The 14,916-nt window shown below is 64.0% G+C and carries 14 protein-coding genes; 3 read left to right on the forward strand and 11 right to left on the reverse strand.

The window, feature by feature from the left end; translation table 11 throughout:
• Positions 1–3: 3 nt before the first annotated feature.
• From JQ632_RS14640 to JQ632_RS14655, 4 genes are all read right to left on the reverse strand, one after another.
• On the reverse strand, positions 4–1,509 hold the full coding sequence (locus JQ632_RS14640) for a glycosyltransferase family 39 protein (protein ID WP_212403078.1): 1,506 nt from the start codon (positions 1,507–1,509) through the stop codon (positions 4–6).
• A 6-nt stretch (positions 1,510–1,515) separates the two neighbouring features.
• Positions 1,516–2,658, reverse strand: coding sequence for a glycosyltransferase family 2 protein (locus tag JQ632_RS14645; protein WP_212403080.1), 1,143 nt, complete (start codon positions 2,656–2,658; stop codon positions 1,516–1,518).
• A 228-nt stretch (positions 2,659–2,886) separates the two neighbouring features.
• A complete protein-coding gene (locus tag JQ632_RS14650; protein ID WP_212403081.1) occupies positions 2,887–3,093 on the reverse strand; it encodes a hypothetical protein in 207 nt (68 codons plus the stop codon).
• Between the two features lie 96 nt (positions 3,094–3,189).
• The gene (locus JQ632_RS14655) at positions 3,190–3,549 is read right to left on the reverse strand and encodes a hypothetical protein (RefSeq protein ID WP_212403083.1); all 360 of its coding nucleotides are present in this window, start codon (positions 3,547–3,549) and stop codon (positions 3,190–3,192) included.
• Positions 3,550–3,664: 115 nt separating this feature from the next.
• Between JQ632_RS14655 and JQ632_RS14660 the strand changes: the two genes are divergently transcribed.
• Together JQ632_RS14660 and JQ632_RS14665 are read left to right on the forward strand one after the other, a co-directional pair.
• Positions 3,665–4,489, forward strand: a complete 825-nt coding sequence (locus JQ632_RS14660; protein ID WP_212403085.1) for a DUF72 domain-containing protein — start codon at positions 3,665–3,667, stop codon at positions 4,487–4,489.
• Positions 4,490–4,856: 367 nt separating this feature from the next.
• Positions 4,857–7,106, forward strand: coding sequence for an ABC transporter substrate-binding protein (locus JQ632_RS14665; protein WP_212403087.1), 2,250 nt, complete (start codon positions 4,857–4,859; stop codon positions 7,104–7,106).
• Between the two features lie 76 nt (positions 7,107–7,182).
• Here the strand turns inward: JQ632_RS14665 and JQ632_RS14670 are convergent, their stop codons facing one another.
• Positions 7,183–8,142, reverse strand: a complete 960-nt coding sequence (locus JQ632_RS14670; RefSeq protein ID WP_212403089.1) for a tripartite tricarboxylate transporter substrate binding protein — start codon at positions 8,140–8,142, stop codon at positions 7,183–7,185.
• Between the two features lie 201 nt (positions 8,143–8,343).
• Here JQ632_RS14670 and JQ632_RS14675 point away from each other — a divergent pair, with 201 nt between their 5' ends.
• Positions 8,344–8,808 carry a DUF488 family protein gene (locus JQ632_RS14675; RefSeq protein ID WP_212403091.1) on the forward strand — a complete coding sequence of 155 codons (465 nt, stop codon included), beginning with the start codon at positions 8,344–8,346 and terminating at the stop codon, positions 8,806–8,808.
• A gap of 120 nt (positions 8,809–8,928) precedes the next feature.
• Here the strand turns inward: JQ632_RS14675 and JQ632_RS14680 are convergent, their stop codons facing one another.
• From JQ632_RS14680 to JQ632_RS14705, 6 genes are all read right to left on the reverse strand, one after another.
• A complete protein-coding gene (locus JQ632_RS14680) occupies positions 8,929–9,843 on the reverse strand; it encodes a PhzF family phenazine biosynthesis protein (protein ID WP_212403093.1) in 915 nt (304 codons plus the stop codon).
• A gap of 115 nt (positions 9,844–9,958) precedes the next feature.
• Complete coding sequence (locus JQ632_RS14685) at positions 9,959–11,266, reverse strand: adenylate/guanylate cyclase domain-containing protein (protein ID WP_212403095.1); 1,308 nt, start codon at positions 11,264–11,266, stop codon at positions 9,959–9,961.
• A 32-nt stretch (positions 11,267–11,298) separates the two neighbouring features.
• On the reverse strand, positions 11,299–12,462 hold the full coding sequence (locus tag JQ632_RS14690) for an ABC transporter permease (RefSeq protein WP_212403097.1): 1,164 nt from the start codon (positions 12,460–12,462) through the stop codon (positions 11,299–11,301).
• The gene (locus JQ632_RS14695; protein ID WP_212403099.1) at positions 12,459–13,400 is read right to left on the reverse strand and encodes an ABC transporter ATP-binding protein; all 942 of its coding nucleotides are present in this window, start codon (positions 13,398–13,400) and stop codon (positions 12,459–12,461) included. The genes JQ632_RS14690 and JQ632_RS14695 overlap by 4 nt, the downstream gene beginning before the upstream one ends.
• Positions 13,400–14,185 carry an HlyD family secretion protein gene (locus JQ632_RS14700; protein WP_212403101.1) on the reverse strand — a complete coding sequence of 262 codons (786 nt, stop codon included), beginning with the start codon at positions 14,183–14,185 and terminating at the stop codon, positions 13,400–13,402. The genes JQ632_RS14695 and JQ632_RS14700 overlap by 1 nt, the downstream gene beginning before the upstream one ends.
• Positions 14,182–14,862, reverse strand: coding sequence for a TetR/AcrR family transcriptional regulator (locus JQ632_RS14705; RefSeq protein ID WP_212403103.1), 681 nt, complete (start codon positions 14,860–14,862; stop codon positions 14,182–14,184). Before JQ632_RS14705 ends, JQ632_RS14700 begins: the two co-directional genes overlap by 4 nt.
• Positions 14,863–14,916 lie beyond the last annotated feature (54 nt).

Below are 14,916 nucleotides of genomic sequence, written 5' to 3' on the forward strand. Positions count from 1 at the left end.
AGCTTACTTCTGCAGTTCCGGCGGCGGCGAACGGTCCAGAACATCGCGCTTGGCACCCTCGAGCAGATCGATGCTGTAGGTCTCGACCACGAGCGGCCCGCGCTTGCGCGTCAATTCGGCGACGCGGCTCACCTGCCAGAAGATGTCGTTGAGGAACGGATGTCCTTCGGCGCGCAGCTCGTCGACATAGAGCGCCTTGCCCGCGAGCAGTTTTGGATCGGGCTCGGACATGTTGATCCAGCGGATACGCTGGGACTGCTGCTGCACGCAGGTGCCGCGCGGCAGGTAGAATGCAAGCCAGGATGTCGTGCCGTAATCCGACGCCAGGATGCAGGTCGCGCCGGTCCGCGCGCGCACCGCCTCGATCTGCTCGGCGAGCTCGCGCCAGCCGACGCCGACGCTGCGCACGGTAGCGTCGCGGCGATAGCCCGACAGCACACCGGTGTTGGCCTGCACGATCAGCGCTGCGAACATCACGATGCCGACCGGCGCAGCCCAGCGCAGGCAAAAATCGACGGTCCGCCGCTCGCGCGGCTTCCATTGCGCAATGTTGGCGGCCGCAGCGGCAGCGACCACGAAGGCCGGATAGATCGGCGCGAACCAGTTGGCTTCGACGCGGGCGTGCAGGGAGTGCCAGACGAAATAGCCGACGATGACCCAGACCGTCGCGTTGATCAGGACGCGCGAGGCCGACGCGCCCACCTTGCGCCACGCCAGCGCATGAAGTCCCATGGCGCCGAGGATGAAGACCAAGGGCGTTGCGAACGCCACCTGGGTCGGGATCAGTTCGGCGATGAAGACAGGTCGAAAGTCCTCGAGCCGGGCGCGGCCGAACTGTTTCAGGAACGAGACCCATTGATGGTCGGCATTCCACAGGATCACGGGGGAGAAGACCGCAAAGGCGACGATGCCGCCGAGATACGGCCAGGGCGAGAGAAACCAGCGCCGCAGCTTTGGCACGGCGATGAGCCAGATCAGGATCGCGACGCCGAAGAACAAAGCGGTGTATTTCGACAGCAGCGCGACGCCGACGGCGACGCCGACCGCGAGCCACCAGGCGCCGCGGCCGGTCTCCAGCACTTTTGCGAGGAAGAACAGCACAAAACTGGAGGCCACCAGCAGCGGCGCATCGGGCGTGACGATGAGCGTCCCGACCGCCGCCATCAGCGTGACGTTGAGCAGGATCGCGGCCGTGGCCGCGACACGCGCGCCGCCGAACAGGATCGCGGCCGTGCGGTAGACCGCATAGCTCATGGGAATCGCGAGCAGGATCGAGACCAGGCGAACACCGAGCTCGGTATCGCCTCCGATCAGGGTGCCGGCGCGGATGACGTAGGCCACCATCGGCGGGTGGTCGTAATAGCCCCCCGCGAGGTTCTTCGACCACATCCAGTAATAGGCTTCGTCGAAGGTGATGGGCGTGTAGGCGGCCGCGACCAGCCGCAAGCCAACCAGCGCGAGGATCGTGAGCGCGGTGTTGCGGACGATCCGCGCGTCAGCCCCACCCATGACGCACTATCGCTTGCGCCAGACGAACAGTCCGGACATCGCGTAGTTCCACACCACGCCCATCAACGCGCCGGCCATGCCGGCAAGCCACCAGATCGGCTCCTGGTCATAGACCGAGAAGGCGACGCCGACATTGGCGAACAGGCCGACGCTGCAGACGATGTAGAAGGCAATGAGGCCGCGCAGGATCGCAAAACCCTGCAGCCGCTGATCGCGATAGGTGAGGAAGTTGTTGAGGATGAAATTGCTGGTCATTGCGACCAGGGCACCTGCGGCCTGCGCCTCCGCGAACGGCTCCTTGAACAGCTCGAGCGCGATGAACAGCGTCGTGAGGTGCACCACGAGGCCGATCGAGCCGACCATCGCAAACAACAGGAAGCGCAGCGACACTGCGTCGTTGGTCAGCTTGGCGAGCACGAGGCCGAGGAAATCCAGCGCGACCATGGAATCGAGCTTGCTCTCGCCATGCTGGCGTTCGCCGAACGTGTAGGGAATCTCCACCGCGCGCAGGCCGCCATGGGCTGACGCGACGACGTCGAGGAGGATCTTGAAGCCGTGCACCGAGAGTTTTGGCGCGAGCTCCCCAAAACGGTCGGTGCGGATCATGAAGAAGCCGCTCATGGGATCGGCGATCTCGACCTGGAGCACCTTCTTGGCGACTTCGGTTGCTAGCTGGCTGGCGCCGGCGCGCTGCTTGTTGAAACCTTCGTTCTTGTAGCCTTCGATGTAGCGGCTGCCGACGACGAGATCCGCCTGGCCGCTCTGCAGCAGCGCGAACATCTTTGGCAGTTGCGCCTCGTCGTGCTGGAGGTCGGCGTCGATGACCGCCGCATAGGGCGCGCTGGAGGCCAAAATGCCCTCGATGCAGGCGCCGGAAAGTCCGCGCCGGCCGATGCGGCGGATGCAGCGCACCCGGCTGTCGCGTTGGGCCAGGCTCCGCACCACGTCCCAGGTGCCGTCGGGCGAGTTGTCGTCGACGAAAATGGCTTCCCAGGCAACGCCCTTCAGCGTCGCCTCCAACCGCCGGTATAGGACGGTGACGTTGTCGCGCTCGTTGAAGGTAGGCACGACGACCGAAAGCTCGGGCGAGCGCAAAACCGGCTGCGGGGCCTGCGGGTTTTCGGGGCCCGGTCTGATCGCTTCATTCATGACGGCAGCGTATATCCGCCGCGTCCTGCGATGCCAAGCCGGGGTTTCCGTGGGAAAGGCACCAAAAGGGGGGCCTAAAATGCCAACGACCCCGGAACAGGGGCGCGCGTACATCCGGCGCAGCCGAGCTATTCCAAGGTCGTCCCAGCGCCGGAGTTTTCGCTCGACGTCGCCGTTAGAAGGTAAATAGGGAGCCTCCGGGCCATCCGCAAGGGGGCGGCTCAAGCCTTATTGGTTCGGAACTTCCCGGATCACGGGCCCTCGCGGGGCCGGTGCGGCGGGCGCAGGCGCCGCGGCGGCCGCTGCGGGCTGCTCGGCCTTGGCGGGCTTGGCAGGCTTGCCGATCTGTCCGATCGGCCCAAAAACGATGGCAACCGCAAGCACGACCGCCGCGACGATCGCACCAAAAATGCCTCCGACCGACTCAGACGACATGCGGGGCTCGTTCCTGTTCCATGGGAGGGCAGTGATACCACGGAAGAATGCACAGCCGGAAGGGCTTGGGGCTGCGACGGTTAATCCAGGAAGGGTCTATCGCGTCGGCGGCCTGCGCTTCACGTAAGCCGTCACGACGTCCTTCTGCGCCGATTCGACCGCCCTGTTCGCGGTGGCGAGATGCGCGCTGGAATCGATGTTCGGATACTGCGTCGTCAGATAATCGAGCAGCGTCACCCGGTAGTTCTGCCGCTCCGAGGGACAGGCGCTGGCGACCGAGCGGGAAAAATCCTGTTCCGAGAGGCCCTGGTTGATGTCGCGCGAATATTCTCGCGCCAGGCATTTCCAATAGTAGTCCCTGCCCTGCATCGCCAGCTTCTGCGCTCCGGCGTCGTCGTCATCGGCGATGGCGGCAGATGTCATCATGACCATCACAGCCGCGATCAGCATCCGCACCTTGTTCTCCTTTTTTCGCGGGTCCCACCCGTTAGCTTAGACGGCATGCCGCAACTGGCCAATCACATCTCGTTTGACTAGGATGAAGCCCCTCCCCATCGCGCGAGATCCTCCCGTGGCCAAAGCAAAAACCGCGACCGCAAAATCCGGCAACATCTTCATCGGCGTCGGCGGCTGGACGTTTGAGCCATGGCGCGGCGTGTTCTATCCGGAAAAACTCGCGCAGGCGAAGGAGCTGTCCTACGCGGCTTCGAAGCTGACCTCGATCGAGATCAACGGCACCTATTATGGCTCGCAGAAGCCGGAGAGCTTTCGCAAATGGGCGAGCGAGGTGCCCGACGGATTCGTGTTCTCGGTCAAGGGACCGCGCTTTGCCACCAACCGCCGCGTGCTGGCGGAAGCCGGCGACTCCATCAAACGCTTTTACGATTCCGGCGTGCTGGAGCTGCGTGACCGGCTCGGGCCCGTGCTCTGGCAGTTCGCACCGACCAAGAAGTTCGACGGCGCCGATTTTGGCAAGTTCCTCGAACTGCTGCCGCGCAAGCTCGACGGCCGCGCACTGCGCCACGTCGTCGAGGTGCGCCACGACAGCTTTTGCACGCCTGATTTCGTGGCGCTGATACGGGAGTTCGAGACGCCTGTCGTGTTCGCCGAGCACGGCAAATATCCGGCGATATCAGACGTCGCCAGCGACTTCGTCTATGCGCGGCTGCAAAAGGGCAATGACGAGCTGAAGACCTGCTATCCGCCGAAGCAGCTCGACGCCTGGGCCGGGCGATTTCAGGCCTGGGCCACGGGAAGCGAACCCGACGACCTGCCAAAGGTTGATAAGGCGAAGCCGAAGAAAGAGCCGCGCGACGTGTTCGCCTACGTCATCCACGAGGGCAAGGTGCGCGCCCCCGCCGGCGCGATGGAGCTGATCGAGCGCGTGAAGTCATGACCTGATTGGGCCGGCTAGGGCGTTAAGGGCGCAAGCCCTGCAGACAAGCCTGTCGAGCAGCCGATTGGTTTCGAGGTTTGAAAACCGCTCGCGCGCTCAATCTGGAATTGCCACCGCCCCTTCTTGCTGGCGCCGTCCGGCGAATGCGGGCGGTGTCCGGCCGGGTATGTGAATGACTGAGGGCCACGGCCGACGGCCCGGACTTTCGGCACCACGCACTCTTCCTTCATCCGCCTTGACTGGTCATAGATCTAGCCGATGGCGATGGGGCGGGCTTGAAAAACGCTCCCAGCGGCGGCAATCTCGGCCTGATTGAGGCCTCGATCTTGAGAATCTCGGCTTGTGCCGATCGATGCAAGGATCGACGATGAAGCAGCGGCTTACAATGTGGCTTGCTGTTGTTGCGGGCGTCGCCCTGGTGCTCGCCGTCGCCTGGGCCGCCATCCTCTGGACCCGCCCGGAGCCTATTCGCATCGCATTCGCCAATTCGCTCTCTGGCCCGTCCGCCCCGGCCGGGACGGAAAGCCTCGTCGCGACGCAGCTTGCAATCGACGAGGTGAACACCAAGGGTGGCGTCAACGGACGGTCGATTGAACTCGTTCTGTTCGACGACGCAAGCAATCCAGCCGTGGCGCGCGCGAATGCGCAGGCGATCGCCGACAGCCCATGCGTCGCTGTGCTCGGCCATTATCTCAGCTCCGCATCGCTCGCGGCAGCGCCGGTATATAAGGATGCGCGGATCCCGGCACTCACGGGAGGCGCGGCTGCCGACGATCTGACATCCGGCAATGAATACTATTTTCGTGCGCTGTCGCCGATCTCCGCGCAGGCGCGCTCGATCGCGGAACATCTGCGCGCCGTGATGAAGGAGCCAAAAGTCCGCCTCGTTCACACGCGCGATTCCTATGGCAAGAGTTTTGCGCGCGGATTTACGGCGGCCTATCCGACTGAGCAGTTGCGCGTGTTCGGACTGGAAGCCGCCCCGGGTCGGATTGGATCGATGGACGAGGCGTTGAACGCCGCAGCGCAGGAGCCCGGTCCCGGCGTCATCGTCGTCGGTGCGGCAGCCGATTATATCGCAGACATCGTCAAGGCGCTGCGCCGCCGCGGCATGAAGGGAACGATCATCACAACCCAGGGCGCGGGCCGCGAAAGCTATTTGCAAAACTTCCTTAACGAGCCCGAGGAAAAAACGCGTCCAGGTTTCTTCAGCGAGAATCTGTATGCTGCATCGTCGCTGATCTTCGACAGCTCCGGCGTGGCAGCGCAAGTTTTTGCCGCGGATTACAAAGCGAAAGCGGGAACCTCGCCAAGTTGGGTAGGCGGCGGCGCGTATGATGCCGCTCGCCTGATGATCGATGCGCTGAAACGAGCTGCCGTACACCACCGGTTTATGGGACAGGGGATTCAGAAACGATCCGACAGCAAGATTGCAGATCGCGACCGTTTGCGCCTCGCACTGGCCGCGATCGACAGTCCGAAATCTGCGGTCGTCGGGCTAACGGGCCTGCTCTATTTCAACGCGAACCGCGACATTCCGCGCCCGATCCGAATGGGTTTCTTCCGATACGGTCGGTTCGTCACGGCGCCGCTCCAACTCGTACGCATCGATCAGCCGGATGGAATCGATCTCGACGCCGAACAGGAGAAGGGCCATGTCATCACGTTCGAGGGGCGGCGCAACTGGATTCAGCGTGTCGTTTACACCGGCATCGACATCATTCGCGTCAGCCGGATCGACGTGAAGCAGAATTCGTTCAACGTCGACTTCTATCTCTGGATGCGGTTCGCTGGCGACGATGAGGCGCAGACGCACGTCGAATTCCCGGCATTGCTGGATCGCGGGGCGTTCGATCCGGCTCGACCGATTCAGGCTGGAAAGGAAGACGGCCTGAGCTACCGGCTCTATCGCATCAGCGGGGATTTCAAGGCCCGTTTCGATCTCCATGACTATCCATTCGACACGCAGCAATTGCGTCTCCATTTCCAGAACACGGAACAGCGACGGGAGCTCATCACCTACGTCATCGATCGGTTCGGCCTGCGCCTCGCCGACGACGGAAGCTCGCGGGCCGAGGACGGGGCCTATTCCGGACTTCAACTCTGGCGATTTCTAGGACTGAACTACTTCGTCGAATCCCTGTCCAGCGGATCGACGCTCGGAAAGGCGTCTTTGTTTGATGCAGGAGCAATGACGGAATTCGCAGGCTTCGATGCGACCATCATGCTGCGCCGCAGCTCCTCCATCTACATGCTGAAGAACCTGCTGCCGATGTTTCTGCTCGTGCTCGTCGTATTCGCGACGCTGTTCTTTCCCGAAACCATGTTTCGCGAACGTGTGACGATTCCGGTGACCTCGATCCTGGCAAGCGCGGTGCTGCTCGTGGCGGTAAACAGTCAGATCGGCGATGTCGGATACACGGTGGTGGTCGAAGAGATGTTCTACATCTTCTTCGTACTATGCCTGATGGCGATATTGGCGGGCTACAAACATGAAACACTTCGGGAGGCCGGCCGAAAGCGCGCCGCTGTTGTTTTGGATCACGTAGCGCAGGTCACTTATGCCGGAACAGTGCTCGCTGTCATTGTCGTGCTCTACCGGCGCTATGCCATGTGAGGCAAGCGTGGATACCTGGTCGGGCAGCCACACCTTCTCCGGCCGAGTTTACGCAGGAAGGCTCTGCCTCAGCTTCCTAATCCAGCTTGATCCCGGCATCGCGAATGAGCTTGGTCCAGCTCGCGTGCTCCGCCGCGACAAAGGCCTCCAGCCCCTCCGGCTTGTCCCACACCTCGCCGCCGGTCTTCTCGAACCGTTCCGCCAGCTCCGGCAGCACGGCGCGGATGTCGCCGCGCAATTTGGCGACCACGGCGGGCGGCGTTTTCGCCGGCACGACGATGGCGAGCCAGGAATCGACGTCGAGTCCGGTCACGCCCGCCTCCGACATCGTGGGAACGTCGGGCGCAAGCCGGCTGCGCTTCGACGACAGCACGGCAATGCCCCGCGCCTGCTCCGATTGCACGTATGGCAGGCCGGCTGCGATGGAATCGAAGAACAGGTCGACGCGGCCGGCCAGGAGATCGGTGAAGGCTTGCGGCGAGCTCTTGTAGGGTACCTCCAGCAGCTTGACGCCGGCCGCCTTCATGAAGGCGGCCGCAACGAGCTGCTGCCCGGTGCCGACACCGGCCGTCGCGACGGTGATCGAGCCGGGCTTATCCTTCGCCGCCGCGACGATCGCCCTCACATCGGCCTGGGGCAGATCCTTGCGGCCGACCATCACATAGCCGAAGCGATAGACCATCGCGACCGGTATAAAATCGCGCAGCGGATCGTAAGCGAGATTGGCATAGAGCGCGGAGTTGAAGGCCATGTTCGAGAGCCCACCGACCATCAGCGTGTAACCGTCCGACGCGCTTTGCGCGGCCGCCTGCGTCCCCACGACCGTGCCCGCACCGGGCTTGTTCTCGACAAAGAAGGATTGGCCGGAGCGTTTCGACAGGACATCGGCCAGCGCGCGCCCAACCAGGTCGTAGCTGCCACCGGGGCCGATCGGAACGATGATCTTCACCGGGCGTTCCGGGTAGTTGGTCTGCGCCTGGATCGGCGCCAAGGTCGGCGCTATGCCCAGGGTGAACGCGACGGCGATTGCCGCCAAGTGTCGACCTGCCCCAATCATCATGCCCTCCCCAGCGCGGCCGGTTCGACCGGCTCTCGCGTGAACTATGCAATATGTGCCCTGTGGCAGCAACACATGGGACCCAACATTGGGACCCGCGGCAACATAACCTCCGCGGTTATGGCGAGCACGCCGGGGATGACGTAACCTTTCGGGACAGCAACTCACACGGAAGACCACATGGCGCGCAAGGCAAATCGCCTCTTCACCATCGGCTATGAGCAGACGCCGCCGAAAGCGGTGCTAGATGAGCTCGAACAGGCCGGCGTCAAGCTCCTGGTCGACGTGCGCGCCGTGACCTCGTCGCGCCGGCCGGGCTTTTCCAAGAAGCAGCTTGCCGCCGGCCTCGACGAGCGCGGCATCGCCTATGTGCATCTGGCCGCGCTCGGCACACCCAAGGAAGGCCGCCTCGCCGCGCGCAGCGGCCAGTATGACGTGCTCGAAAAAATCTATTCAAAGCACCTGAAGACACCGCAGGCCAAGGAAGAGATGGACGAGCTCTCGGCGCTGGTGAAGAAGGCCGGCCCCGTCTGCCTGCTCTGCTACGAGCGCGACCACACCCATTGCCATCGCCAGATGATCGCCGAGATCATCGAGGAGCGCGACGGGGTGACGGTGAAGAATTTGGCGGCGCCGCAGGCTTAGTCGTCATTCCGGGGCGCGCGAAGCGCGAACCCGGAATCCATTCATCGTCAGGATATGCGGTCCGATGGATTCCGGGCTCGATGCTTCGCATCGCCCCGGAATGACGGGCGGAGAGAGTGCTCAACCCTCTCCCGCCAGTTGGAACGTCCCTTCCATCATCTGGACGCACTGCCCGCCGACATGGGCGGAGAGAATACTGCCGCCCTCCTTGCGCACGCGCGTCAGCAACATGCTGGGGCGGCCCATGTCAAAGCCCTGCCCGATCGTGAGCTTCAGTTCGCCGTCGCGCGCGGGTTCGAGCTCGGCCAGCAGCGCCGCGGCGGCAACCGTGGCGCTGCCGGTGGCGGGATCTTCGATCAGGCCGCTCGACCCGGGGAAAAACATCCGCGCCTGAAGATCGCACAGCGCCTCCGCCGCGGGCACGTCACGCGTGTAGAAATAGATCGCGAAGGCGCCGTCACGGGGCAGCACACGGGAAAACGCCCCGGCATCAGGCTTGGCCCGCCGCACCGCATCGCGCGAGCGCAATTCCGCGACCACGAACGCCGTTCCGACGCCGACGACCTCAGGCGCGTGCCGATCGGCGGTGACGTCCTCCGCACTCAACGACAGGCAGGCCGCAACTTCCGCCGGCGAGAGCTTTGAGGCGCGCGTCAACGCCTGCGGCGCGGTAAGCTCGGTGCTGACAACGCGGCCCTGCTCTCGCCTGATGTCGACCGGCACCAGCCCCGCCTTCTCCTCGAACAGCAGGCGCGGCTTCGGCTCCTTAGCGAGCGTCGCCAGCACGTAGGCGGTGCCGACGTTCGGATGGCCCGCGAAGGGAAGCTCCCTGACCGGCGTGAAGATGCGCACTTCGGCATCGTTCATCTTGTCGCGCGGCGGCAGCACGAAGGTCGTCTCGGAATAGTTGAACTCGGTCGCGATCGACTGCATCTGCGCCGTGGTCAGACCGCCGGCGTCGAGCACGACGGCGAGCGGATTGCCGCCAAAGGCGCGATCGGTAAACACGTCGACAGTGATGTAACGCCGCTGCATCTGAATTCCCTTATGCAAAGTGTCGGGCGCACTCTACATGCGGACACAGTCAGCCGTCATGCCCCAAAATTCGGTGCATTCGGTGCAATCGTGCGCGAGGGATTTTTTGCCGGCGCTATCCCAGTTGATAGACCGCCACTGGCTGCTCATAGCCGCGCACTTCGACCTCGCCCAGTGCAACCGCATCGTTGCCGTCGTCGCCAAGCGCCTCGCGCACGGCGGACGAGATCAGGAGCTGCGAGCCAAATTCCTTGTTCAGCGCTTCGAGGCGCGAGGCGAAATTCACGGTGTCGCCGATCACGGTATATTCCTTGCGCCGGGGCGAGCCGATATTGCCGGCGACGACCTCACCGAAATGGATGCCGATCCCGATCCGCAGCGGCCAGCTCGATTCCGCGTTGATGTGCTCCATCGCACTGAGCATCTCGCGGCCCGCGGCAACGGCGCGATGCGCCGCGTCGGACGCCGCCAGCGGCGCGCCGAACAGGGCGAGAAAGCCGTCGCCGAGAAACTTGTTCACGATGCCCCCTTGCCGGTCGAGGATATCGACCAGCACGGCGAAGGCGCCGTCGAGCCGGTCGACGACCTCCTGCGGCGAACGCGTCTGCGCACCGGCCGTGAAACCGCGGAAATCGACGAACATTACGGCGACGCGGCGGACGTCGCCGCCGGCACTCGTGCCCTCCGTCATCAGCCGCTCCACGACCTGCGGCGAGACGTGCTGGCCGAACAGGTTGGTGACGCGGTCGCGCGCGGTGGCGGCCGCGATGCTGGCTGCGAACTGCCGGCGGAGCTGCGCGCCGACCGCACCTGCGAGCACGCCGCAGATCAGGATAATCACGCTGCGCACGGCATGGAAATAGGTCTCCGGCACACCCGTGGCGTCGACCGGGTGGTAGTACATGGCGACGGCGAACAGCTCGGCTGCGGCCACAAAGCCCGTGAATGTCGACAGCCAGAAATCGAGCCGCAGCGTCGAGAGAATGACGAAGATGAAGTAGATCAGCGGCACGACGAAGCCCAGCGCCTGGCTTGCGCCCATGCTGCGGATCTGCAGGATCAGGATGACGGTCGGGAACGAGGTTTCGATGAAGGCGCCAATATAGCGCCTGACCACCGGCAGGTCGCGGTCGAGCTTGAGGTTACGCCTGATCTGGGAATGGACCCAGACCTCGAACAGGATGAAGCCCACCAGGAGGCCATAGACCTGGCTCAGGCCGAGCGTGCCGCGCCAGACCCTTTCCACGACGCTGGGGTCGATGAGGTCGATGGCGGTGAAGAACACCATCATGACGGATCCCGTCACGATCAATGCCCTGACGCGCAACAGCTCGGTGCGCAGCACTTCGCGCGTCAGCTCGCGCTCGAAGTCATCCGACACCACGGCGTGTTGCCGGGCCTTCCTGCTTGCAAAACTGACCATCTCTCCCCCGGGGCTTCCCGGAGCATCTTGCCTCAATCGAGCGTGCGACGGAAGCGCATCACCGCGATCGTCATGGCGAACAGCATGAGGGTCGCCAGCGCGATCGTGTCATATTGCAAATTCTGCACGGTTGCGCCTTTGAGCATGATGGCGCGGACGATTCTCAGATAGTGCGTCAGCGGCAGGCCTTCGCCGAGATATTGCGCCCAGACCGGCATGCCCGCAAAGGGGAACATGAAGCCCGACAACAATATGCTCGGCAAGAAGAACATGAACGACATCTGGATCGCCTGGAGCTGGTTCTGCGCGATGGTCGAGAAGGTGTAACCGATCGACAGGTTGGCGGTGATGAACAGCATCGAGAGCGCCGCCAGCATGGCGAGGCTACCGAGGATCGGCACGCCGAACAGCAGGACGCCGATGGCGATGATCAGCGTGGCCTGGATGAAGCCGACCAGCACATAGGGGATGATCTTGCCGAACATCACCTCGACCGGCTTGATCGGCATCGACAACAGGCTTTCCATCGTGCCGCGCTCGACCTCGCGCGTCACCGACAGGGCGGTGAAGATCAGCATGGTCATGGTCAAGATGGTGCCGACCAGCCCCGGCACAATGTTCAGGCGCGAGGCCGCGGCCGGATTGTAGCGGGCATGCGCGCGGATCTCGAATGGCAGCAACGGCGGATCGCCGATATAGAGATCGTGCTGGAGGGCCGTCTGCACGATCGTTCCGAGCGAGCCGAGCGCGGCGCTTGCGGCAACGGGATCGGTCGCGTCGGCGGCCACCAGCAATGCCGGTTTGTCGCCGCGCCGGACTGCCCGCTCGAAGCCGCGCGGAATCTCGACGCCGAACAGCACCTTGCCGGACTTCAGCAAATTGTCGAACTCGTCGACATCATGCACTTCATGAACGAAGCGAAAATAGGAGGTATTCTCCAGCGCCTTGAGGATCGAGCGCGCGAGGTCGCTGTCCTCCTGCAGCAGCACCGCACTCGGCAGATTGCGCGGCGTGGTGTTGATGGCGAAGCCGAACAGCAGGAGCTGCATCACCGGGATCAACACGATCATCGCAAACGACACGCGGTCGCGCCGGAGCTGGATGAACTCCTTCGCCACCATCGCATAGGAGCGCCGCCAGAAGCCGAAGCGCTCCCGGATGTCGTGCGCACCACTGGACGTATCGACCGCGCTCATTGGAAATTGTCCTTCGAGCGGGTCATCAATTCGATGAAGACGTCTTCCAGCGAGGGCGACGATTTCACCCAGTGCAGGCCGCCTCTCGCACGCCAGGGCGCGATGCTGGCTTCCAGTGCCGCGACGTCGCGGCCCGAGACATGCAGGGAGGTGCCGAACGGCGCCACCATGTCGACGCCGGGCTTGTCGGCGAGCTCGCCGGCAAGCCCGTTCAGGTCGTCTCCGGTGACGGTGTAGGTGGTGAGCGCCGATTTTGCGATCACCTCCTCCACCGTGCCATGCGCGAGCAGATGGCCATAGGCGATGTAGGCGATCTCGTGACAGCGCTCGGCCTCGTCCATGTAGTGCGTCGAGACCAGCACGGTGAGACCTTCGGCCGCAAGTGCGTGGATCTCGTTCCAGAAATCGCGTCGCGCCTTGGGATCGACGCCTGCGGTCGGCTCGTCCAGCAGCAGAAGCTGCGGATTGGGCAGCGTGCAGGCCCCGAGCGCCAGCCGCTGCTTCCAGCCGCCCGACAGCTCACCTGCGAGCTGTTCCTCGCGGCCGGACAGCCCGAGCCGCTTGATCATCTCGCGCGCCGCACCGCGGGCGTCCCTCATGCCGTAGAGTCGCGCGACGAATTCGAGGTTCTCGCGCACCGAGAGGTCCTGATAGAGGCTGAAGCGCTGGGTCATGTAGCCGACCTGCCGCTTGATGCGCTCGGCGTCGCGGCGAATGTCGTAGCCGAGGCACGTGCCCTCGCCGCTGTCGGGTGTGAGCAGCCCGCAGAGGATGCGGATGGTAGTGGTCTTGCCGGAGCCGTTGGGGCCGAGGAAGCCGTAGATCGAGCCACGCTTCACCTGCATCGACAGATCATGCACGACCTCGCGGCCGCCAAAGGATTTAGTCAGCCCCTTGACGTCGATCGCGATGCCGTTGCTGGTTGCCGTCCCGTTCATCACTTGGCCGCCACGGGTGTCTTCGGGTTCAGGTAGACGCTGACGGGCTGGCCGACGCGCAGCACGTCGGGCCGTGAGGGGCGCGCCTGGATCAGGTAGACGAGCTTGTTCCGTTCATCGAGGCTGTAGATCACTGGCGGGGTGTATTCAGCCGTGGTCGCGATGAAGTAGATCTTGGCGGAGATATCCGCCGCACAATTGTCGCAGGTTACCCTCACCTCGTCGCCGATCGCGAGCTTGGGCAGCTCGGTCTCCGGCACGAAGAAGCGAATCTTCATGTTGCCGGGCGGCATGATCGAGAGCACCGGCCGTTGCGCCGCGACCATCTCGCCCTCGCGGAAGTAGATCTGCTGGACCTTGCCCGCGACCGGCGCAAAGCCCTTGCGCCTCGCCATCCGCGTCTCCGACGTCGCCACACGGGCTTCGGCGACCCGCAGGTTCGAAACGGCGGAGTCGAGATTGGCCTGCGTGCCCGAACCCGTCCTGCTCAAGGAGGCCGCACGGTCATAGGTCTGCTGCGCGTTCGCCAGCGTCGCCTTGTTCTGGTTGAGATCGGCGAGCTGGAGATCGTCATCCACGGAATACAGGTGATCGCCCACCTTCACCTCGTCGCCCTCGCGCACGTTCAGCTTGGTCACGCGTCCGGCTTCATCAGGGCTGACGAAGATCATGTCGGCCTCGACCCAGCCCTGGAAACCCGGATCGCGCGTCTCCTTGCAGCCGCCCAATCCGGCCGCGAGCAGAACGGCCAGCAACACACCAAATAACTTCCGCGACGACGTCATGTCGTCCTCCGTTCACCAAAAATCAAATCGAGATGCACACGCAGCATCGCTTGCGCGTCGAGCGGCGCATGTCGCTCGAACAGGCTCTGCCAGATCACCGAAATCAAAACCGGCGCGACCAGGATCTGCGGAAACTTCGCAAGGCCCTTTTCGCGGATCTCGCCCCGGGCGATGCCGAGCTCGATCAGCATGCGCATGCCGCCGATCCCGCGCTGCACGACCTCGCGGTAGTAGAAGTCGGCCACCGCCGGAAAGCGCGGGCCCTCCGCCACGATCAGCCGCACGAGGTCCCCGCGCCTGGTGTTTGCAACTTCGCGCAGGAAGGTGCTGGCAAAGGCTTCGACGAGGTCGCGCACCGAGCCGGCCGGCGGCGGCAGCTTGGTGAGCCGCTCCACCACTGGAACGATGACGAGGCGCACCAGCTCCTCGAACATCGATTCCTTGTCCTTGAAGTGCAGGTAGATCGTGCCCTTGGCGACGCCGGCGCGCTTGGCAATGTCGTCCAGCCGCGTCGCGGCAAAGCCGCGCGCGATGAACTCCTCCAGCGCCGCCTCGATGATGGCCGCGCGCCGCTCGGCCGCGCGCGCGGCACGGTTCGAGGCGGGCGCCTCGTCCTGCACGGAGCCTTTCGCCCCGCTCTTGCGCGCCACTGCGGCTTTGGTCGGCTTCGATGTCATGCAACTTTATGACTGACCGGTCAGTCATAGTCAAGCAGCGAGCCTGAGCGCAGC

It is taken from the genome of Bradyrhizobium liaoningense, from assembly GCF_018130955.1.
GTDB classification, from domain to species: Bacteria; Pseudomonadota; Alphaproteobacteria; order Rhizobiales; family Xanthobacteraceae; genus Bradyrhizobium; species Bradyrhizobium liaoningense_C.